At 69.8% G+C, this 20,592-nt stretch carries 18 protein-coding genes and 1 pseudogene; 13 read left to right on the plus strand and 6 right to left on the minus strand.

The genetic code is table 11. From position 1 onward, the window contains the following. The coding region (locus AC5Y47_RS23935) for a DUF222 domain-containing protein (RefSeq protein WP_499946728.1) at positions 1 to 597 on the minus strand (597 nt) is incomplete at its 3' end. Positions 598 to 727: 130 nt separating this feature from the next. On the opposite strand from AC5Y47_RS23935, the gene pdxS reads away from it, so the two are divergent. Genes pdxS through AC5Y47_RS23960 form a run of 5 tightly spaced genes read left to right on the plus strand, consistent with a single transcriptional unit; the run spans position 728 to position 4,506 of the window. Continuing rightward, positions 728 to 1,630 carry a pyridoxal 5'-phosphate synthase lyase subunit PdxS gene (pdxS, locus tag AC5Y47_RS23940; RefSeq protein WP_499946729.1) on the plus strand — a complete coding sequence of 301 codons (903 nt, stop codon included), beginning with the start codon at positions 728 to 730 and terminating at the stop codon, positions 1,628 to 1,630. A gap of 9 nt (positions 1,631 to 1,639) precedes the next feature. Further along, a complete protein-coding gene (gene tesB / locus AC5Y47_RS23945; RefSeq protein ID WP_499946730.1) occupies positions 1,640 to 2,476 on the plus strand; it encodes an acyl-CoA thioesterase II in 837 nt (278 codons plus the stop codon). Further along, the gene (gene pdxT / locus AC5Y47_RS23950) at positions 2,473 to 3,069 is read left to right on the plus strand and encodes a pyridoxal 5'-phosphate synthase glutaminase subunit PdxT (RefSeq protein WP_499946731.1); all 597 of its coding nucleotides are present in this window, start codon (positions 2,473 to 2,475) and stop codon (positions 3,067 to 3,069) included. Before tesB ends, pdxT begins: the two co-directional genes overlap by 4 nt. A 9-nt stretch (positions 3,070 to 3,078) precedes the next feature. Beyond that, positions 3,079 to 3,705: a class I SAM-dependent methyltransferase gene (locus tag AC5Y47_RS23955; protein WP_499946732.1), complete on the plus strand. Its 627-nt coding sequence runs from the start codon at positions 3,079 to 3,081 to the stop codon at positions 3,703 to 3,705. A 45-nt stretch (positions 3,706 to 3,750) separates the two neighbouring features. Continuing rightward, positions 3,751 to 4,506, plus strand: a complete 756-nt coding sequence (locus AC5Y47_RS23960; RefSeq protein WP_499946733.1) for a YebC/PmpR family DNA-binding transcriptional regulator — start codon at positions 3,751 to 3,753, stop codon at positions 4,504 to 4,506. 3 nt (positions 4,507 to 4,509) lie between these two features. On the opposite strand, the gene AC5Y47_RS23965 is transcribed toward AC5Y47_RS23960, so the two are convergent. Continuing rightward, complete coding sequence (locus AC5Y47_RS23965) at positions 4,510 to 5,004, minus strand: DUF2617 family protein (RefSeq protein ID WP_499946734.1); 495 nt, start codon at positions 5,002 to 5,004, stop codon at positions 4,510 to 4,512. A gap of 100 nt (positions 5,005 to 5,104) precedes the next feature. On the opposite strand from AC5Y47_RS23965, the gene ruvC reads away from it, so the two are divergent. The 5 genes from ruvC to AC5Y47_RS23990 all read left to right on the plus strand — a co-directional run bounded on the left by ruvC (position 5,105) and on the right by AC5Y47_RS23990 (position 8,411). Next, positions 5,105 to 5,659, plus strand: coding sequence for a crossover junction endodeoxyribonuclease RuvC (gene ruvC, locus AC5Y47_RS23970; RefSeq protein WP_499946735.1), 555 nt, complete (start codon positions 5,105 to 5,107; stop codon positions 5,657 to 5,659). Beyond that, the gene (ruvA, locus tag AC5Y47_RS23975) at positions 5,656 to 6,249 is read left to right on the plus strand and encodes a Holliday junction branch migration protein RuvA (protein ID WP_499946736.1); all 594 of its coding nucleotides are present in this window, start codon (positions 5,656 to 5,658) and stop codon (positions 6,247 to 6,249) included. Before ruvC ends, ruvA begins: the two co-directional genes overlap by 4 nt. Further along, positions 6,246 to 7,286 (plus strand): Holliday junction branch migration DNA helicase RuvB, encoded by a 1,041-nt coding sequence (gene ruvB / locus AC5Y47_RS23980; RefSeq protein ID WP_499946737.1) that lies wholly within the window; start codon positions 6,246 to 6,248, stop codon positions 7,284 to 7,286. The genes ruvA and ruvB overlap by 4 nt, the downstream gene beginning before the upstream one ends. 9 nt (positions 7,287 to 7,295) lie before the next feature. After that, a complete protein-coding gene (locus AC5Y47_RS23985; RefSeq protein WP_499946738.1) occupies positions 7,296 to 7,685 on the plus strand; it encodes a DUF1304 domain-containing protein in 390 nt (129 codons plus the stop codon). A gap of 63 nt (positions 7,686 to 7,748) precedes the next feature. Beyond that, positions 7,749 to 8,411 carry a hypothetical protein gene (locus AC5Y47_RS23990; RefSeq protein ID WP_499946739.1) on the plus strand — a complete coding sequence of 221 codons (663 nt, stop codon included), beginning with the start codon at positions 7,749 to 7,751 and terminating at the stop codon, positions 8,409 to 8,411. Positions 8,412 to 8,418: 7 nt separating this feature from the next. On the opposite strand, the gene AC5Y47_RS23995 is transcribed toward AC5Y47_RS23990, so the two are convergent. Beyond that, positions 8,419 to 12,168, minus strand: coding sequence for a PE family protein (locus AC5Y47_RS23995; RefSeq protein WP_499946740.1), 3,750 nt, complete (start codon positions 12,166 to 12,168; stop codon positions 8,419 to 8,421). Positions 12,169 to 12,401: 233 nt separating this feature from the next. On the opposite strand from AC5Y47_RS23995, the gene AC5Y47_RS24000 reads away from it, so the two are divergent. Further along, a complete protein-coding gene (locus AC5Y47_RS24000) occupies positions 12,402 to 13,118 on the plus strand; it encodes a GAF and ANTAR domain-containing protein (RefSeq protein WP_499946741.1) in 717 nt (238 codons plus the stop codon). Positions 13,119 to 13,125: 7 nt separating this feature from the next. Continuing rightward, entirely contained in the window at positions 13,126 to 13,380 is a 255-nt protein-coding gene (locus AC5Y47_RS24005) for a hypothetical protein (protein ID WP_499946742.1), read from the plus strand. Here AC5Y47_RS24005 and AC5Y47_RS24010 read toward each other — a convergent pair. Together AC5Y47_RS24010 and car are read right to left on the minus strand one after the other, a co-directional pair. Next, positions 13,374 to 14,062 (minus strand): annotated as a pseudogene (locus tag AC5Y47_RS24010) (GAF and ANTAR domain-containing protein). The gene AC5Y47_RS24005 and the pseudogene AC5Y47_RS24010 sit on opposite strands and share 7 nt — an antisense overlap. 29 nt (positions 14,063 to 14,091) lie before the next feature. After that, complete coding sequence (car, locus tag AC5Y47_RS24015) at positions 14,092 to 17,559, minus strand: carboxylic acid reductase (protein WP_499946743.1); 3,468 nt, start codon at positions 17,557 to 17,559, stop codon at positions 14,092 to 14,094. Positions 17,560 to 17,913: 354 nt separating this feature from the next. Here car and AC5Y47_RS24020 point away from each other — a divergent pair, with 354 nt between their 5' ends. Next, a complete protein-coding gene (locus AC5Y47_RS24020) occupies positions 17,914 to 19,155 on the plus strand; it encodes a KasA/KasB family beta-ketoacyl-ACP synthase (protein ID WP_499946744.1) in 1,242 nt (413 codons plus the stop codon). A gap of 2 nt (positions 19,156 to 19,157) precedes the next feature. On the opposite strand, the gene gabT is transcribed toward AC5Y47_RS24020, so the two are convergent. After that, positions 19,158 to 20,498 carry a 4-aminobutyrate--2-oxoglutarate transaminase gene (gabT, locus tag AC5Y47_RS24025; RefSeq protein ID WP_499946745.1) on the minus strand — a complete coding sequence of 447 codons (1,341 nt, stop codon included), beginning with the start codon at positions 20,496 to 20,498 and terminating at the stop codon, positions 19,158 to 19,160. Between the last annotated feature and the right edge of the window lie 94 nt (positions 20,499 to 20,592).

Below are 20,592 nucleotides of genomic sequence, written 5' to 3' on the forward strand. Positions count from 1 at the left end.
GCGGTCGCGCTGGCGTTTTTTGCGCCGGCGCACCGCATCGAGGTCGAGGCGGGCCACGATCTTGTCGACCTGCGCCGAGAGCCGCCAGCCGCTCAGGGCGGGCCAGCGGGTGATGTTGGTGGCCACCAACGCATCCACCCGGGCCAGCACCTGGGGGTCCTCGATCAGATCGGTGCGCGAGACCACCGTGGCGAACGCCGAAAAACCGATGTCCCCACGCTCGAACACCGCCGCGGTCTGGGGCAGGCGTTCCCCCATGGCGCGGGCATAGTGGACTTTGCCCGAGGCCCAGGACTGGCTGATCTTCAGGCCCGCGGCCACTTCAGCGGCCACCGCGGCCGTGGTGTCGATCGCCCACGCCTGGGTTTCGGCGCTACGAGAGAGCCGATAGCTAAACAGCTGCCAGATCGCGGCCAACTGGGTGGCCTCGGCCTGGTTGATCAGCCGATCGGCGTTTTGAATATGGCTCATCCACGCCGTGGACGCCGCGGTGGTCTCGCTCAACGCCTCCCGATGGGCGAACACCGCCCCCATCGACTCCTCGAACTGCGCCACCTTCGCCGCGGTGACAGCCTCCGGACCCGATTGTTCGAACATGCGTTCGATACTACCACAATCACGCGTGCTGGGTCAGGTGGCTTCTCCGCCAGTTCCGTCGATGCAGCGGAAAATCCGATTTGCCCTGGGCCACTAGACTGGTGCACCGAGTCGAGAGCCGAGGAGCGTAGTGAACACCCAGCAGAACGGGGCCCAAACCGGTACCGCCCGCGTCAAACGAGGCATGGCCGAAATGCTCAAGGGCGGCGTCATCATGGACGTCGTCACCCCCGAGCAGGCCCGCATCGCCGAAGGCGCCGGCGCCGTCGCGGTGATGGCACTGGAACGGGTGCCCGCCGACATCCGCGCCCAGGGCGGGGTCTCGCGGATGAGCGACCCCGACATGATCGAGGGCATCATCGACGCGGTCACCATCCCGGTGATGGCGAAGGCCCGCATCGGGCACTTCGTCGAGGCGCAGATCCTGCAGAGCCTCGGCGTGGACTACGTCGACGAGTCCGAGGTGCTCACGCCGGCCGACTACACCCACCACATCGACAAGTGGCAGTTCACCGTGCCGTTCGTGTGCGGTGCCACCAATCTCGGTGAGGCGCTGCGGCGCATCACCGAGGGTGCGGCCATGATCCGGTCCAAGGGTGAGGCGGGCACCGGCGACGTCTCCAATGCCACCACGCACATGCGCGCGATCGGCGGCGAGATCCGTCGGCTCACGTCGTTGTCCGAAGACGAATTGTTTGTTGCGGCAAAGGAATTGCAGGCACCGTACGATCTCGTCGTCGAGGTGGCGCGGGCGGGCAAGCTGCCGGTGACCCTGTTCACCGCCGGTGGCATCGCCACGCCGGCCGACGCCGCGATGATGATGCAACTCGGCGCCGAGGGCGTGTTCGTCGGCTCCGGGATCTTCAAGTCCGGCGACCCCGCGCAGCGGGCGGCGGCGATCGTCAAGGCCACCACCTTCTACGACGACCCCGACGTGCTGGCCAAGGTGTCGCGTGGCCTGGGTGAGGCGATGGTCGGCATCAACGTCGAGGAGATCGCGGAGCCGCACCGGCTGGCTCAACGCGGCTGGTAAAAACATCCCGTGGCGATCGAAGAGATCCTCGATCTCGAGCAACTCGAGGTCAACATCTATCGCGGCAGCGTGTTCAGTCCTGAATCCGGTTTCCTGCAGCGCACTTTCGGCGGGCATGTGGCCGGCCAATCGCTGGTGTCGGCGGTGCGCACGGTCGACCCGCGCTACCAGGTCCACTCGCTGCACGGATATTTCCTGCGGCCCGGGGACGCCAAGGAGCGCACGGTGTTCATCGTCGAGCGCACCCGCGACGGTGGATCCTTTGCTACGAGGCGGGTCAACGCCATCCAGCACGGCGAGATCATCTTCAGCATGGGCGCCTCCTTCCAGACCGACCAGGAAGGCATCAACCACCAGGACGCGATGCCGGCGGCGCCGCCCCCGGACGGACTGCCGGGCCTGGATTCGGTCAAGGTGTTCGACGACGCCGGATTCAAGCAGTTCGAAGAGTGGGACGTCTGCATCGTCCCCCGTGACCTGTTGAAGCTGTTGCCGGGCAAGGCATCTCAGCAGCAAGTTTGGTTTCGGCACCGGGACCCGCTGCCCGACGATCCGGTGCTGCACATCTGCGCGCTGGCCTATATGAGCGACCTGACGCTGCTGGGCTCGGCGCAGGTCACGCACATGCAAGAACGCGAGCACCTGCAGGTCTCGTCGTTGGACCACGCGATGTGGTTCATGCGCGCGTTCCGTGCCGACGAATGGTTGCTGTACGACCAGTCCTCACCGTCGGCCGGCGGCGGTCGCTCGCTGTGCCAGGGCAAGATCTTCAACCAGAGCGGCGAGATGGTGGCCGCGGTGATGCAGGAGGGGCTGACCCGCTTCAAGCGCGGTTACCAGCCGTGAGCGCGCCCAGGGTCGGCGTGCTGGCCTTGCAGGGCGACACCCGCGAGCATCTCGCGGCGCTGCGGGAAGCCGGCGCCGAAGCCGGCACGGTACGGCGGCGCGCCGAACTCGAGGCCGTGGACGGATTGGTGATCCCCGGCGGGGAGTCCACCGCGATGAGCCATCTGCTGCGCGACTTCGACCTGCTGGAGCCGCTGCGCGCCCGGCTGGCCGACGGGTTGCCCGCCTACGGGGCGTGTGCCGGGATGATCCTGCTGGCCAGCGAGATCCTGGACGCGGGCGCCGACGGGCGCGCGGCGCTGCCGTTGCGCGGTATCGATATGACGGTGCGGCGCAACGCTTTTGGACGTCAGGTCGACTCGTTCGAAGGTGATATCCCGTTCGACGGGCTGGACGGCCCGGTGCGCGCGGTGTTCATCCGGGCGCCGTGGGTGGAGCGGGTCGGGGACGACGTACAGGTGCTCGCCCGGGCGGCCGGACACATTGTCGCGGTGCGCCAGGGCGCGGTGCTGGCGACGGCGTTTCACCCGGAGGTGACGGGGGATCGCCGCGTGCACCGGTTGTTCGTCGAGATGGTCCAGGGCCGCGGCTAAGTTCGGATCATGGCGTCGGCAAATGCGTTCGATCGGCCCGTCCATTCGTGGCGGGATATTCCCGGCTGGTTCCAGTGGCGTCGTCACCAGGAGGAAGCCGTTGCGCATTTTCCCGATGGGAGCCGGTTTGTCGAGGTGGGGTGCTATCTGGGGCAGAGCATCTGCTCGCTGGGCGAGGTGGTGCGCGAGGCGGGTCGCGACATCGCCATCGTCGGGGTGGACACCGCACGCGGCAGCGGTCCGGAAGGACGCGACAACACCGATGCGCATGGACCCGCGGTCCGGCACGGCGGCGGGACCTTCGCGGGGCTACTACACCGCAACATCATCGACTGCGGGCTTGCCGAGACCATCCAGCTGATCATCAGCGATTCGGTGGCAGCCGCCGAATTCTTCGCAGACGGTTCGGTGGCCTGGGTCCATCTCGATGCCCGACACGACTATGACAGCGTCGTCGCCGATATCGATGCGTGGCAGCCCAAGGTCGCGCCGGGTGGTTGGCTGTCCGGTGACGACTATCACCGTGAGTGGTGGCCCGGTGTGGTGCGCGCCGTCAGCGACAGACTGCCCGACGCGGTTCCGTGGTGGTCGACCCAATGGAGGTGGATCAAGCCCGGTGAATTGGGCGGCACGTAGACTCGTCAGGCGAACTTTTCGAAGCGAAAGAGGTAAGTCACACCGATGAGCGGCCATTCCAAGTGGGCCACCACCAAGCACCAAAAGGCCGTCAAAGACGCCCGCCGCGGCAAAGAGTTTGCCCGGCTGATCAAGAACATTGAGGTCGCGGCCCGTACCGGCGGCGGCGACCCGGCCGGTAACCCGACGTTGTACGACGCCATCCAGAAGGCGAAGAAAACCTCGGTGCCCAACGACAACATCGAACGCGCCCGCAAGCGCGGTGCCGGTGAAGAAGCCGGCGGGGCCGACTACCAGACCATCATGTACGAGGGGTACGGGCCCAACGGCGTCGCTGTGCTGATCGAGTGCCTGACCGACAACCGCAACCGCGCGGCCGGCGAGGTCCGGGTGGCGGTGACCCGCAACGGCGGCACCATGGCCGACCCCGGCTCGGTGTCTTATCTGTTCTCCCGCAAGGGCGTTGTGACGCTGGAGAAGAACGGTCTGACCGAGGACGACGTGCTGACGGCGGTGCTCGACGCCGGGGCTGAGGACGTCAACGACCTGGGCGAGAGCTTCGAGGTGATCTCCGAGCCGACCGACCTGGTCGCGGTGCGCTCCGCGCTGCAAGAGGCGGGCATCGACTACGAATCCGCCGAGGCCAGCTTCCAGCCCTCGGTCAGCGTGCCCGTCGACGCCGACGGCGCCCGCAAGGTGTTCAAGCTGGTCGACGCGCTGGAAGACAGCGACGACGTGCAGAACGTCTGGACCAACGTCGACCTGTCCGACGAGGTATTGGCCGCGCTCGACGCGGAGTGACCCTCACGGATGCCAGCGGCTGGCGGTCCGTACCACGACACCGCCGGACTCCGTCGGGTAGAGATGCCAGGTCTGCCAGCGCCAGCCGGTGCCGTCCGGCTCGGCGGCCAATGCTGTCAGCGCGGCGTCGTCGCCGGGAAACACCCCACCCAGCCAGCCGTCGTCAATCTCGCACCGTTCGCGCAAGTGAGTTGCCAGCGTGCGGAAGGCGGACTCGTCGTACTCGTCGGTGCGTGCTTGCAGCCGGTAGCCGGGCGCAGCGGAACGTTCGGGCAGCTCGCCGCTCGTCAAGCAGGAAACCTGTTCGGAGAACCGGGCCGTGCCGTGCTCGACGACGACGACATGCGAAGCGCCCAGCACTCCGAGCGACAGCGCGCCGCCGTGAGGGTGTTCCAGTCGACAGCTGGCCAGCGGGCGCGGCGCGGCCGCGTTCAGCGCCAACGCCAATCGGGTCCCGGACACGTCGGCCGGCGCAACAGCGAGCTGATGAAGCGGCACCGGGCTCAACCTAGTTCATCGGCGCGTGTCCCTACCCGGCGATGTCGGACCGCCGGGCTAGGCTATCGAACAGCTGTTCGGTAGGAAGTAGGGAGCTGCGGTGCGGGTGATGGGTGTGGATCCCGGCTTGACGCGGTGCGGATTGTCGTTGGTGGAAAGCGGTCGCGGCCGCCAGATCACCGCCTTGGACGTCGACGTGGTGCGGACGCCGTCGGGCGAGCCACTGCACCGCAGGCTGCTGGCCATCAGCGACGCAGTCGATCACTGGCTGGACACCCACCGACCGGACGTGTTGGCCATCGAGCGGGTGTTCTCCCAGCACAACGTGTCGACGGTGATGGGCACCGCCCAGGCCGGCGGCGTGATCGCCCTGGCAGCGGCCAAGCGCGACATCGACGTGCACTTCCACACGCCCAGCGAGGTCAAAGCCGCGGTCACCGGCAACGGTGCCGCCGACAAGGCGCAGGTCACCGCCATGGTCACCAGAATCCTTGCGCTGCAAGCCAAACCGACCCCGGCCGACGCCGCCGACGCACTGGCGTTGGCCATCTGCCACTGTTGGCGTGCGCCGACGCTGGAACGGCTGGCCGCCGCGCAGGCACAGGCGGTGCAGCACCGCAACAAATACCTGGCCAAGCTGAAGGCGGCGCGATGATCGCCTCGGTCCGCGGCGACGTGCTCGAGGTGGCACTCGATCACGCGGTGATAGAGGCCGCCGGCGTCGGGTACCGGGTGAACGCGACCCCCTCGACGCTGGCCACGCTGCGCGCAGGCACCGAAGCGCGGCTGATCACCGCGATGATCGTCCGCGAAGACTCGATGACGCTGTACGGCTTCTGCGACGCCGAGACCCGGGACCTGTTCCAGACGCTGCTGTCGGTGTCCGGGGTGGGTCCGAGGCTGGCGATGGCGACGCTGGCCGTGCACGACGCGGCGGCGCTGCGACAGGCGCTGGCCGACGGCGACGTCGCCGCGCTGACCCGGGTGCCCGGCATCGGCAAGCGCAGCGCTGAGCGGATGGTGCTCGAACTGCGCGACAAGGTCGGTGTGATCGCGGGGACGGGCGCGGCGCCGTCGGTGAACGGCCACGCGGTGCGGGGGCCGGTGGTCGAGGCGTTGGTGGGCCTCGGGTTCGCGGTCAAACAGGCCGAGGAAGCCACCGACAAGGTGCTGGCCGACAACCGGGAGGCGACGACGTCGACTGCGCTGCGGGCCGCGTTGTCGCTGCTGGGCAAGGCCAAATGAGCGACGACGATTTCGACGAGCGCGATGTCTCGCCGTCGCTGGCGGTTGGCGAGGGCGACATCGACGGCAGCCTGCGGCCGCGGTCGCTGCGCGAATTCATCGGCCAGCCCCGGGTCCGCGAGCAGCTGCAGCTGGTCATCGAGGGCGCCAAGAACCGCGGCGGCACCCCGGACCACATCCTGCTGTCCGGGCCACCGGGCCTGGGCAAGACGTCGTTGGCGATGATCATCGCCGCCGAGCTGGGATCCTCGTTGCGGGTGACGTCGGGTCCCGCCCTGGAACGCGCCGGTGACCTGGCCGCGATGCTGTCCAACCTGGTCGAACACGACGTGCTGTTCATCGACGAGATCCACCGGATCGCCCGGCCCGCCGAGGAGATGCTCTACCTGGCGATGGAGGACTTCCGGGTCGACGTCGTCGTCGGGAAGGGGCCCGGGGCGACGTCCATTCCGCTCGAGGTCGCACCCTTCACCCTGGTCGGCGCGACCACCCGTTCCGGCGCGCTGACCGGCCCGCTGCGCGACCGGTTCGGCTTCACCGCGCACATGGACTTCTACGAGCCCGCCGAGTTGGAGCGGGTGCTGGCGCGCTCGGCGGGCATCTTGGGCATCGAGCTCGGCGCCGAGGCCGGCGCGGAGATCGCCAGGCGCTCGCGCGGGACGCCGCGGATCGCCAACCGGTTGCTGCGCCGGGTCCGTGACTACGCCGAGGTGCGCGCCGACGGCATCATCACCCGCGACGTGGCCAAGGCTGCCCTGGAGGTCTACGACGTGGACGAACTCGGCCTCGACCGGCTGGACCGAGCGGTGTTGTCGGCGCTGACCCGCAGCTTCGGCGGCGGTCCGGTAGGGGTGTCGACGCTGGCGGTCGCGGTAGGGGAGGAGGCCGCCACCGTCGAGGAGGTCTGCGAGCCGTTTCTGGTGCGGGCGGGCATGGTAGCCCGTACCCCGCGCGGCCGGGTGGCGACCGCGCTGGCGTGGACACATCTGGGTATGACGCCCCCGGCCGGCGTCTCGCAACCGGGGTTATTCGACTAGGAGAGCGAAATGATCACTGCCGCAATGGTTTTCGCGACGCTGGCTGCGGCGCTGCACGTCTACATCTGGACCATGGAGTCTTTCACGTGGACCTCCAGGCGCACCCGGGCGACGTTCGGCACCACACCCGAGGAAGCCGAGACCACCAGGTTGCTGGCGTTCAACCAGGGGTTCTACAACCTGTTTCTGGCGATCGTGACAGGTATCGGCATCGCGGCGGTATGCACCGGGCACCGGGATGTGGGTGCCGCGCTGGTTTTCGCCGGGGTGGGGTCCATGGCGGCGGCCGCCGTCGTGCTGTTGCTCTCGGCACGGGACAAGGCGCGGGCCGCGGTGACCCAGGGCCTGTTCCCGGTCATCTCCGTCGCCCTGCTGATAGCCGGTTTGGCCACCCGCTGACAACACGACCGTTAAACGAGGCATCGCCCGGGTACCCAAGTCGGTACCTATGAAGGAGATGTCATGACACACGTAGAGGACCGCCCCGCCCGGGGTCGTATCCCGCGCTCGCGTGGCGCGTTGACCGGATTGCTTCTCGTCATTCTGGGGGCGTATGGAGCGTTGATACCGTTCCTCGGCCCGAACTTCGACTTCGCCTACACACCTGGGCAGTCATGGACCGCGGCGCGTGGCTGGCTCGAGGTGCTGCCGGGTGTCATCACGGCGGTCGGCGGTCTGTTGTTGATCATGTCCAGGAGCCGCGCCGGCGGGATGCTCGGCGGGTGGCTGGCCGCTCTCGGTGGCGCTTGGTTCGTCGTCGGCCGCGCGTTCGCGCCCGCGTTGGGTATCGGCTCGGTCGGTGACCCGGTGGCAGTCACCGAACGCAAACGTGCGGTGCTCGAAGTCGCGTACTTCTCCGGCCTGGGCGCGTTGATCGCGTTCCTGGCCGGAGCGGCGTTGGCGCGGGTGGCCGTTCTACTCGCACGCGACGTGCAGCGCGCCGACGCGGTGGATCGGACGTCGGTGCCGCAAGCGACCGTGCCTCAAACGACCGACACTCCGCGCGGCGACGACGTGTCGACTGACGCGATCACTAGGCCGCGCGACGCGCAGGTGGAGCCGTCGAGCGAGCCCGAGCGGCGCCGCGGTGGTCTGTTCCGCCGCCACCGCACCCCGGTCGCGTAGCGGCTGATCAACCGGCCTGGCCGGCGCCGCCCTTGGCGCTGGCCGGGTTGCCGGTCTGGCTGTAGCCGCCCTCCCCACCGCCACCGGCCGTACCTCCGGAGCCGCCAGTCTGGCCGTGGCCGAAGAAGGCCGCGCCCCCGGCTCCGCCGGCGCCGCCGTCGACTCCGGCTGATCCGCTCCAACCATCCAGGATGCCCTGGAAGATCGCGCCGCCACCGCCGCCTCCGCCGCCGGTGCCGCCGGTGATGTCCGGGCTTCCGTCGCCGCCGGATCCGCCCGCGGCACCGGTGCTTCCGACCAGGGCGGCGCCCCCGGAACCGCCATCGCCGGCCGTTCCGCCGGGTCCACCCGACGCACCGCCACCGCCGCCGCCCCCGCCGAAGACGATCGACCCGGCGGTTCCGCCGGCACCGCCGCCACCGCCACCCCCGCCTGCGCCTCCGGCCTCGCCGGCGGCATTCCCGCCGCCGCCGCCCTCACCGCCGGCACCTCCGAAAGCGCCCGTGAGGTCGGAGGTGCTGACGGCAGTGCCGCCATTGCCGCCGTTGCCGCCGTCGCCGCCGTCGCCGCCGCTGGCGCCGCCACCACCACCGGCACCCCCTTGGCCGCCGGCGCCACCGCCCCCGCCGCCGCCCGCCATGGACGGGGAGAGCTGAGCGCCCCTGCTGTTTTCACCACCGAAGCCGCCGTCGCCGCCGTCGCCACCGTCGCCGCCACGGCCGCCCGTCGTGCTGCCGGCACCGGCCACTCCGCCGTCACCGCCTTGTCCTCCGGTGCCGCCCTGGCCGCCACGGGCACTTGCCGTCCCACTGGTGTTGGTGCCGCCCAGGCCGCCGTCACCGCCGTCACCACCCTGGCCACCTTGGCCGCCGGCACCGCCTCCGACTCCGTCGATGCCGGCGCCACCGGTCCCGCCGGTGCCACCGGCCCCGCCCACACCGCCGCTGCTGCCACCGGTGGGTAGGGCGCCGTTCGTGCCGGCCAGCCCGTCGGCGCCGCGGCCGCCCGTGCCGCCGTTCCCGCCGTTGCCGGCGGAGCCGTTGTTGCCGTCGCTGCCGCCGTCGGTACCGCTACCGGCTGTTCCGGCGGTGCCTCCGGTACCGCCCTGCCCGCCTCTGCCGCCGGCTCCGCTGGTGGTGCCGGTGTTGTCGCCACCGATGTTGCCGTTGCCGCCGAGACCGCCGGTGCCGCCGTTGCCGCCGTTGCCGCCGCCCACACCGCCGATGCCGGCGCCGCCGCTGCCGCCGCTACCGCCCGTGCCTCCTTGGCCGCCCTGGCCACCGGCGGTGGGGGAGACACCCGATGTGCCCGCCGCGCCTTTACCGCCTCCGCCGCCGTTCCCGCCGTTACCGCCCGCACCGCCGGTGCCGATGCTGCCGGCGGCGCCCCCGTCGACGACGGCGCCGGCGGATCCGGCCGTGCCGCCGCTGCCACCCTGGCCGCCGTTACCACCGTTCCCGCCGGTGAGCCCGGTGTTGGTGCCGCCATTGCCGCCCCTGCCGCCGGTGCCGCCGACACCGCCCTTGCCGGCGGCTCCGCCGCCATTGCCTGCTCCGTCGCCGGCACCGCCGGTGCCTCCGGTGCCCCCGGCGCCGCCCTGCCCGCCCTGCTGGCCACCGGTGACCGCGTCGCCGGAGGTGCCGTTGGCGCCGACACCGCCGGTGCCGCCGTTACCGCCCAGCCCGCCGGTTCCCCCGGTGCCGATGCTGCCGGCGGCGCCCCCGTCGACGACGGCGCCGGCGGCTCCGGCCGTGCCGCCGCTGCCGCCCTGACCACCGGCACCGCCGTTCCCGCCGGTGAGCCCGGTGTTGACGCCGCCGTTGCCGCCCGTGCCGCCGTTACCGCCGACACCGCCCTTGCCGGCCTGCCCGCCGCCGACCCCGTCGACGCCGGCGCCGCCGCTCCCGCCGGTGCCACCGGCGCCGCCCTGGCCACCTTGGCTGCCCGCGGTGGGGCTGTCGGGGTTGTGGAATCCGTTGATCCCGGTGGCGCCGTTGCCGCCGGTGCCGCCCGTCCCGCCGGTTCCGCCGGTGCCCGCACTGCCGGCCGCTCCGCCGTCGACCCGGGTGCCGGCGACTCCGGCGCTGCCCCCGGTGCCACCGCGCCCGCCCTGGGCGCCCATGCCTCCGCCAGCGGCTCCGGTGCTGGTGGCCCCGGTGTTGGTGCCGCCGTTGCCGCCGGCACCACCCTCGCCGCCGTGGCCGCCGGCGCCGGCTTGTCCGCCGCCGATCCCGTTGATCCCGGCACCAGCGGTGCCGCCGCGACCGCCGGTCCCGCCCTGGCCGCCCTGCCAGCCTGCGCCCGGGGACAGACCCGACGCGCCGTTGCCGCCGGTAGCGCCGTTACCGCCGGTGCCGCCCGTGCCGCCGGTACCGCCAGTCCCGACGCTGCCGGCCGCGCCGCCGTCGACGCCGCTGCCCCCCGCCCCGGCGGTGCCCCCGGTGCCGCCCTGACCGCCCTGGGCGCCCATGCCGCCGCCGGTGGCGCCCGTAGTGGTGGTGCCGGTGGCGTGACCACCGTTGCCGCCGTGCCCGCCTTGACCGCCGGTGCCGCCCTGGCCGCCGGCGCCGCCGCCGACACCGTTGATGCCGGCGCCGCCGTTACCCCCTTGACCGCCCGCGCCGCCCTGCCGGCCTTGCTCGCCCGCCGTGGGTGCCGCTCCGGACGTGCCGCTGCCGCCGACGTCGCCCTTCCCGCCGGTACCTCCCACGCCGCCGGCCCCGCCGGTGCCTGCGTGTCCCGCCGCCCCAGCGGCGCCGAGGTATCCGCCGGCGCCGCCGGCCCCGCCGACTCCCGCCTCACCGCCGTTTCCGCCGGTGCCGCCGTTACCGCCGTCGGCGGCGAACTCGAAACCGGTACCGCCATCCCCGCCGAGACCGCCGGCCCCGCCGGTGCCGCCGACGCCGCCGGCGCCGCCGGCACCGAACAGCCCGTAACTCGAACCGCCCTGCCCAGCTGCCCCGCCGGCCCCACCGGCGAATCCGGTACCGCCTTGGCCACCGACGGGCCCCGCACCCGCGACGCCCGTTGCGCCGGTACCACCCATGCCGCCGACACCGCCGGCGCCCCCGACACCGCCACCGCCGCCGACCAGTGCCCGTCCGACACCGCCGATACCGCCGGTGCCGCCGGCCCCACCGACCCCCGAACCGCCGGCACCCCCGTCGCCGCCCGCACCGCCGGCTCCGCCGATCCCGGCCAGCCAGCCGCCGGCGCCTCCGCCGCCCCCGGTGCCGCCCACGGCCCCCGTCGCTCCAGTTCCGCCGGCGCCACCGGCGCCGCCATTGCCGAACAAGCCGGCATCACCGCCGCGCCCACCACTGAGGCCGGCCGCACCCGAGCCGCCCGCGCCCCCGTTGCCCAACAACAACCCGCCGGCGCCGCCGGCCTGCCCCGTGCCCGGCGCCCCGTTGACGCCGTCTCCGATCAAGGGACGCCCCAACAGCGCGTTGGTGGGCGCATTGACCAATCCCAAGACGCCCTGCTCCAGCATCTGCACCACGTTGGTCGCCTCAGCGCCCGCGTAGGAGCTGGCGCCGGCGGCCAGGGACCGGACGAACTGCTCATGCACCAGCGCCGCCTGCGCGCTGAGCGCCTGGTACGCCTGACCGTAGGTGCCGAACACCCGCGTCACCGCCGCCGACACCTCGTCACCGGCCAGCGGGGCGATAGCTGTCGTCAGCGGTGCCGCAGCCAACGTGGCCGCCCGTAACACCTCACCGATGCCGCGCACATCACCGGCCGCTGCGGCCAACATTTCAGGCGAAGCAATCACAAATGACGACAAATCCGGTCCTCCCAGTTCACAAGATTGACGCTTGCGTAGATTGCGCGAGGAAACGCTACGCGGCCGAAGCGATTGGACGAGCGGAATCGCGTGAATTCATAGCGACGCTAGATGCTTGGGCCGTTGACGTTTGATCGGTGAGGGGAGTGGTAGTTCTACCGGGTCCGCCGGCGCGGACGCCCACTGCGAAGGATCGACAACTTGTGACGGCAGCTTCCAACCCCGCTGAGGAACTGGCGCGAGCGTTCGCCAGCATGTCGGGTGTCCTGCTCAGCGAGGCGACGGTGGCGACCGCGTTGTCGACCGTGACGTCGCTGGCCACCGACACCATCGCCGGAAGCACCGGCTCGGGGGTGAGCCTGCTCGATGCCGACGGGAGACGGGTGACCTCCGCAGCGACGGACCCGTTGGTGAGTCAACTCGACGACCTTCAGTACCAGCTGGACGAGGGACCCTGCCTCACCGCGTGGCGCGAGCGCACCGTCGTGCGTTCTCAGGAGGGGGACGACGAGCGACGCTGGCCGACCTGGATCGAGCGCGCACATCAGCTGGGCATGAAGTCTTTCCTGAGCGCGGCTCTGATCGACGGGACGACCGCGCTGGGGGCGATCAAGGTGTACTCCACCGCCCGTGCGGCGTTCGACGAACGCGACGAAGACGTGCTGCGCCGCTTTGCCATGCAGGCGGCAATCTTCGTGGCGAATGTGCAGACCGTCCAGGCCGCCGAGCGGCTCAGCGACGAACTCAAGGAGACGTTGCGAACCCGGGACCTGATCGCGATCGCCCGCGGCACCGTGATGGCACGGCGAGGCGTCGGTCCCGTCGAAGCCTTCCGCGAACTGGCCGCCGAGGCGCATCGTTCCCGCAGCCTGATCCGGGACGTCGCCGAGCGGATCGTCGCCTCCCCGGACGACGTTTGACGAGCCGATGACCACCTACCGCGAATTGAATGAGAAGTTTCGGGCCGCTTTCGAAGCGGCCGACGTCTCCGTCGACGAACTCTGGCTGCGGTACTTCAGCCTGGGCGGCGAGGTCGGTCGGTTCGAGGTGGACGCCTATCTCAACGGCGCCATGTCGCTGCCGACGCTGCAACACGACATGCTCGCGCACGCCATCAACGAGCGGCTGGACGAGATCGCACCGCCACGTGCCCCCTACAGCGACGAATTCCCGACTCAGTGACCGCGGGTGTCGATAACGCGTTGCGCAATGCTAAGCAGTGTGGTGTTGCTCTCCTGGGAGAGCCGGCGCAGCATGGCGAAGGCCTGGACGTCGTCGACGTGAAAACGTTCCATCACGATGCCCTTGGCCTGACCTATCCGGTCCCTGCTGGCCACCGCGGACCGCAGATTCTCGGTCTGGCTGTGCGCCATGATCGCCGCGGCGGCCTGGGCGGCGAGCACCGTCCCGATGGTCTGCTTCTCGTCGTCCCACTCCGTGGCTTCGAAGCCGAACAGGTTCAACGCGCCGGCGGTGCGTTTCCTGGGTGTAGAGCCGAAAGGAAAGCCCGCTGAGCACGCCGAGCTTGCGGACGGCGGCGGAGTAGGCCGGCCATCGACTTTCGACCCGGAAGTCGTCGCTGCGTACCACCACGTCGTGCAGTGCCGCGTCCATGCACGGGCCTTCCTGCAGGGTTTGCTGCAGTTCGTCCAGCTCGTGCGGCAGGTCGTCGGTGCCCGCCGTGGGACTCGAACTTCCCGCCCTTCTTGATCAGCAGGATTCCCGCTGTGTCGACGCCGGGGATCAGTTCCACGGCGGCTGCGGTGACCTCCGAGAAGATCTCCTCAGCTGTGCGGGGTACGGCGACGGCGCGGGCCAGATCGGCCATTCGCACCGCCAGCTGATGGGTCGACGGCTCCGACATGGCTTTTCGAGTGCCCTGTCCGTCGGCGCTCAAACCAGGCCGAGCAGCTTGAGGTCGCTGATGTACTTCTCGATGATTGCGGGCGTGACGTGCGGAATGTCCTTGTCCGGCCCGATTTTGGCGTCCTGGACCGCGGCGCGGAACCGGTCGGTCGGGGCCATCGACCCGTTGATCGGCTGGTCCGGCTGCTGGTAGTTGTGCAGCAACGGCAGCAGCGAGTACTGACGCTGCCGTTCGGGCAGAGCCCGCAGCGACATTTCGAACCGCCGCAACCACTGGTGGTAGTCGCTGATCCGCTCGATCGGGTACCCGGCGTCCACCAGCCAGTCGATGTACTCGTCGAGCCCGATGCCGTCGTCGTACGGATTCATCACGTGGTAGGTCCGGAACCCGTCCCCAGCATGCGGCCCGAGCGTCGAGATCGCATCGGCGATGAACTCCACCGGCAAGCCGTCGTAGTGGGCGCGCTGCCGATTGCCCTGTGCGTCCAACTCGTAGAAGGACTTAGGTGCGATGCCGGAGGCGACCACGCTCAGCATGGTCCGGGTGAACATGTCCGGCAGGTTCAGCTGGCCGGCGTAGGTGGTGTCGGCCAGGATCATGTCGCAGCGGAACACCGTCACCGGCAGCCCGCACAGGTCATGCGCCTCGCGTAGCAATACCTCGCCGGCCCATTTGCTGTTGCCGTAGCCGTTGGCGTAGCTGTCGTTGATCTGACGGGTCGCGCTCATCACGCGCACGTCGGCGTCCTCGACGAACGTGCCCGGCGTGATCTGGTCACCCACGCCGATCGTCGACACGTAGGCGTATGGCTTCTGCCTGCTGGTCAAGGCGATCCGGATCAGCTCGGCGGTGCCCAGGGCGTTCGGCCCGAACAACTCGCTGTACGGCAGCACGTGGTTGACCAGCGCGGCAGGGTCGACGATCAGGTCGACGGTGTCGGCCAGCCGCTGCCAGGTCGCAGCGTCCAGGCCCAGATTGGCCTCGCCCTTGTCGCCCGCGATGACCTCGAGGTGATCGGCCGCCAGCCCCTGGTAGTGCGCCAGCAGCTTCGGATCACCGCTGTCGAACGTGCGGTCCAGGCGCGCCCGGGCGTCGGCGTCCGACTTTGCCCGAACCAGCGCGATCACCTTGCCGTCGACCAGGTCCATCCGCTCCAGCCAGTCCAGGGCCAGGTAGCGGCCCAGGAATCCGGTGGCGCCGGTCAGCAGCACCGTGCGCACTTCGGTGGCGGGGCCCGGCAGGTTCGGCACGGCGGCCAAGGTGGCCTCGTCGATGAACTTGTCCAGGGTCAGGTCGCCGGCGCGTACCTCGGTCGCGGCCCGGCCGTGCACCGAGGCGAACGACGGGCGCTTGGATCCGGCCCGCTCGGCCTCGATGTAAGCCGCGATGGCCTGCAGGTCGTTGGCCGGGCTGACGATCACGCCGACCGGCACGTCGACATCGAAGATCTCGTTCAGCAGGTTGCCGAATGTCAACGCCGACAACGAGTCTCCGCCCAGATCGGTGAAGTACGCCTCCGGGGACAACTCGGAACTGGCGGTGCCCAGCATGGCGGCCGCAGCGCGGGTGACCGTCTGCAGCACCGGCGCGTCGGCACCGCTGCGACGCAGTTCGCTCAGTTCGTTGGCCTGGCCCGCGGCCAGGTCGGCGTAGAGCTGTTCCAGCCGGTCGCCGTAATGCTGCTTGAGCTTCGGCCACGCCAGCTTGCGGATCCCGGTCAGCAGCCCGTTTTCCAGCGTGAACGGTGTCGTTTCGACGATGAAGTCGCGCGGCACCTCGTAGGACTGCAGGCCGGCGTCTCTGGCGACGGTCTGCAGCGAGTCGGCGATCGCCGGCTTCAAGTCGTCGATTCCTGACAGGGCCTCTTCGGTGGGCACGACGACGGCCAGCAGATACGGGTGCGCGCTGTTACCGTAGACGTAGATCTGGCGTACCAGCGGGCTGTTGCCGAACACCGCTTCCAGCTTGGCGACGGTGACGAACTCGCCCTGGGCCAGCTTCAGCACGTTGTTGCGGCGGTCGACGTAGACGACCCGGTTGGGTCCCACCTCGGCGACGACGTCGCCGGTGCGGTAGTAGCCGTCTTCGTCGAACACGTCGGCGGTGATCTCGGGACGCCGGTAGTAGCCGGGGAACATGTTCTCGGTCTTGAGCAGCAACTCACCGCGCGGATAGGGCCGGTCGGTGGCGAAGTAGCCCAGGTCGGGGACGTCAGCCAGCTTGTAGTCGATCACCGGCGGGCGTTGCACCTCGCCGTCGAACAGGACCATGCCGGCTTCGGTGGAGCCGTAGCCGTCCAACAGGTGCATCTCCAGCAGCGACTCGACCCAGGCTTTGAGTTCGGGGGAGGTGGGCGCGGAGCCCGTCATCGCGAAGATGAAGCGGCCGCCCAGCAGGTTCTGCCGCAGCTCGGTCAGCATTTCGTCCGGGCTGGCGCCGCGGTCGACCTCGCGCTGGAACTCGGCGTAGAGCGTCTCCCAGATGCGCGGCACGAAGTTCAGTTCGGTGGGCCGCACCAGGGCGAGGTCCTCCAACAATGTGGACAGGTCACTCTTGGCGGCGAAGTAGGCGGTGCCGCCGTTGCCGAGCGTGCCGTAGAGGATGCCGCGGCCCATGACGTGGCTCATCGGCATGAAGTTGAGGGTGATCGAGGCCGCGGTCGGGCCGAACCAGTTCTTGGCCGACCGGCGGAACATCTTGCCCACGTTGCGCTGGGGGTACATCGCGCCCTTGGGTGCGCCGGTGCTACCGGAGGTGTAGATCAAAAGCGCCAGCGCGTCCTCGGCCACATCCGCCACCGGACGGGCCGGCAGCGCGGCGCCGCGCTCGATCGCGTCGGCCAACGTCTCGACCGCCACACCGGCATCAGCCAGTTCGGCGTGTGCGGACGCTACGGCTTCGCGCTGGTCGTCGACCTCGGGGTGGTAGTCGAACACCACCAGCTTGGCCGGGGTGAAGCCGGCGCGGATCAGCTCGACCGCCTCGGTGAGCTGGTGGACGCTCGCGGCGACCAGGCGCGGCTCGGTTTCGACGACGATCGGCTGCAGTTGAGCGATGGATGCGCTGGTCTGCAGCGGAACCGACACGGCGCCGATGCTGCCCAGCCCCATGTCGATGGTCGTGTAATCGACGCTGGTAAAGCCCAGCACGCACACCCGGTCGCCGGTCTGCAGGCCGTCGGCGGTCAGGGCGCGTCCGAATGCGGCGATCCGGTCACCCAGCTCGCGATAGGTGATCGTGTCGAACCGGGGCAGCAGGTTCAGCTCGGTGCGGCCGGTGGCGGGATTGACGACGAACTCCGCCGCGCGTTGGCCGACGGCGGGACGGTCGGCATACCCGTTCAGGACGGTCTGCAGAATCTGCGGGAGCCGCAACTCCGGCTGTTGAAGGGCTTCGGCGACGGCCGGGTCCGGCTGGGCGGCGTCGAATTGCGGGTCGTTGGCGACTAGGTCCTGGGTGCGGCGCTCGAGCCGCTCTTCACTGCTGATCGACATGGCAATCCTCGAAAGAACGAAAGTGATTTGAAAACTATGGCGCGACATTGCGCTGACCAGAAGAACGTTAGCAAAACTAACATTATTCCTCAAACGCCGCTGCTGTGGCTCCGCTGTTGCTGGACGCCGACCCGCCCGCACGAACCCTGCTCGCAGAACACCCGGCGGCCGGAGCGGCAAATTTGACGCTTGCGCAGGTTTGGGCACGCGCCGGGCGGGAATTGGACCTCATGATTGGCCCGTCGCGCGAGCGGTGATAATGCCTTGCAGACACTTCGGCCGAGTTGCTGGGTTTTGGAGGGACGTGGCATCGATGTGGCTGATCAGACAGACCATGGCGGGTAGGCGCACGCGATGAGGACTGGAGAGGGCTTCCCCGACGTCGTCGTCACCGGGTTGGTGTCGACGACGGCGCTGGCGCCTGACGCTGAGGAGACCTGGCAACAACTCCTCGAGGGCGGCAGCGGGATCCGCGAGCTTGACAAGCCGTTCGTAGCGGAATTCGACTCGCCGGTGCGCATCGGCGGCACGCTCCGCGAGGATTTCGACGAGCATCTGGAGCGGGTGGAGCTGCGCCGGTTCGCGTTCATGCAGAAGATGGCCGCGGTGCTGAGCCGACGGCTGTGGCAGCAGGCTGGCGCACCCGACGTCGACACCAACCGTCTGATGGTGTCGGTGGGCCTGGGTTTCGGCAGCACCGAGGACATCCCGTACTGGCACGAGATCTGGAAGGTGAAGGGCCTGCGGGCGGTGTCGCCGCTATCGGTGCAGAAGCACATGCCCAACGCACCCGCCGCCGTGGTCGGACTCGACCTGAAGGCGAAGGCCGGGGTCCTGACGCCGATCGTGGCCGACGCATCCGGTACCGCGGCCATTGCTCACGCTTGGCAGCACATCGTGCTCGGAGAGGCAGACGTCGCGGTCTGCGGCGGCGTCGAGACCGGCATCGAGGCGGTGCCCGTCGCCACGTTCTGTCAGCTCGAGATGCTGTCCGCGCACAACGACGACCCGCCCGCGGCCTGCCGCCCGTTCGACAAGAGCCGCAACGGCATGGTGTTCGGCGAAGGCGGCGCGCTGCTTCTCCTCGAGACCGAGCAGCATGCCAGAGCGCGCGGCGCGCCGATCCTGGCCCGGCTACTGGGAGCCGCCGTCACCTCGGATGGATACGACATGGTCGAACCCGACCCGACCGGTGAGCGTGCCGGCGACGCCATCGCGCGGGCCGTGCATCTGGCCGGCCTGACACCGGCCGACATCGACCACGTCAACGCGCACGCGACCGGCACTACGTTCGGAGACCTGGCCGAGGCGCGCGCCATCCGGCGGGCACTGGGCACCCACACGCCGGCGGTGTACGCGCCGAAAGCCGCGCTGGGCAACTCGATGGGGGCCTGCGGCGCGATCGAATCGGTGCTGACCGTGCAGGCACTTCGCGACGGAATCGTCCCGCCCACACTGAATCTCGCCGAGCTCGACCCCGAAATCGACCTCGACGTCGTCGCCGGGGAGCCGCGCCGCGGACAATACCGCTACGCCGTGTCGCAATCGTTCGGTCTCGGCGGGAACAACGCCGTCGTGGTGTTCGGCGCTGCCTGACCTCACAGATCGGCCAGCAGTCCACCCAGGATGTCGACGCCCTCGGTCAGCAGCTCGTCGCTGATGGTCAACGGCGGCAGCAGCCGGATGATGTTGCCCCACATGCCGCAGGTCAACACGATGACCCCGGCCGCATGCGCGGCGGTGGCCAGTTGGGAGGTCAGCTCCGGGTCGGGATCGGCGGTGCCGGACTTCACCAGCTCGATAGCGATCATGGCGCCCCGACCCCGCACGTCGCCGATCCGGTCGTCCCCGGCCTGCAACCGCAGCAGCGGTTCGGTGATCACGCGTTCGATCTGTTGGGCCCGCTCGATCAGCCCGTCGGATTCGATGGTGGCGATGGTGGCCAGCGCTGCCGCACACGCGACCGGATTGCCACCGAACGTGCCGCCCAGGCCGCCAGGATGCGCGGCGTCCATGATCTCGGCGCGGCCGGTGATCGCCGAAAGCGGCAGCCCGTCGGCGATGCCCTTCGCGGTGACGATCACGTCGGGCTCGATGTTCTCGTGCTCGCAAGCGAACATCGCTCCGGTGCGGGCGAAACCGGTCTGCACCTCGTCGGCGATGAACACCACATCGTTCTCCCGGCACCACCGCACGAGCGCGGGCAGGAACCCTTCGGCCGGGACGATGAACCCGCCTTCGCCCTGGATGGGTTCGATGATGACCGCGGCCAGGTTCTTGGCCCCGACCTGCTTCTCGATGATGTTGATGGCGCGGGCGGCCGCCTTCTCGCCGTCGGTGGCGAGTTCCTTGTCCAGCAGCCCGTCCCGATAAGGATAGGAGATCGGCGCCCGGTAGATCTCCGGCGCGAACGGACCGAAACCGCTCTTGTACGGCATCGATTTGGCGGTGAGCGCCATCGCCATGTTGGTGCGACCGTGGTAGGCGTGGTCGAACGCGACCACCGCCGGCTTGCGGGTGTGCGACCGCGCGACCTTGATCGCGTTCTCGACGGCCTCGGCGCCGGAATTGAACAGCACCGAGCGTTTCTCGCCGGCGCCCGGAGTGATCCGGTTGAGCTCCTCGGCGACGGAGACGTAGCCCTCGTACGGGGTCACCATGAAACAGGTGTGGGTGAACTCCTCGACCTGACCGCGCACCGCCTCGACGACCCGCGGCGACGAGTTGCCGATCGTGGTCACCGCGATGCCCGAACCCAGGTCGATGAGCCGGTTGCCGTCGACGTCCTCGACGATGCCGCCACCGGCGCGCGCGACGAACACGGGCAGGGAGACCGCGACGCTGTGCGACACCGCAGCGGTCCGGCGCTTGTTGAGTTCCAACGATGCGGGACCCGGGATTTCGGTGACCAGATGACGGCTTTGCTCGAGGCTGGCCACGGACCCCTCCTTCCGCGGCGCGCCGGTCACGTCGCGGATAAAAGCCTAACCGCCAGCCCGGATTTGCGGAGTTTCGGCTGCTCCCGAGGCCGCC

The sequence above is a fragment of the Mycobacterium sp. NGS22 genome (assembly GCF_059813095.1).

Bases quoted from the DNA above. Each gene is read 5' to 3' on its own strand.
- ruvB (WP_499946737.1), top strand. From the start codon at position 6,246: ATGAGCGACGACGATTTCGACGAGCGCGATGTCTCGCCGTCGCTGGCG.
- AC5Y47_RS24020 (WP_499946744.1), top strand. From the start codon at position 17,914: ATGAGGACTGGAGAGGGCTTCCCCGACGTCGTCGTCACCGGGTTGGTG.
- AC5Y47_RS23990 (WP_499946739.1), top strand. From the start codon at position 7,749: ATGACACACGTAGAGGACCGCCCCGCCCGGGGTCGTATCCCGCGCTCG.
- AC5Y47_RS23985 (WP_499946738.1), top strand. From the start codon at position 7,296: ATGATCACTGCCGCAATGGTTTTCGCGACGCTGGCTGCGGCGCTGCAC.
- AC5Y47_RS23995 (WP_499946740.1), bottom strand. From the start codon at position 12,168: ATGTTGGCCGCAGCGGCCGGTGATGTGCGCGGCATCGGTGAGGTGTTA.
- AC5Y47_RS23960 (WP_499946733.1), top strand. From the start codon at position 3,751: ATGAGCGGCCATTCCAAGTGGGCCACCACCAAGCACCAAAAGGCCGTC.
- car (WP_499946743.1), bottom strand. From the start codon at position 17,559: ATGTCGATCAGCAGTGAAGAGCGGCTCGAGCGCCGCACCCAGGACCTA.
- AC5Y47_RS24005 (WP_499946742.1), top strand. From the start codon at position 13,126: ATGACCACCTACCGCGAATTGAATGAGAAGTTTCGGGCCGCTTTCGAA.
- ruvA (WP_499946736.1), top strand. From the start codon at position 5,656: ATGATCGCCTCGGTCCGCGGCGACGTGCTCGAGGTGGCACTCGATCAC.
- AC5Y47_RS23955 (WP_499946732.1), top strand. From the start codon at position 3,079: ATGGCGTCGGCAAATGCGTTCGATCGGCCCGTCCATTCGTGGCGGGAT.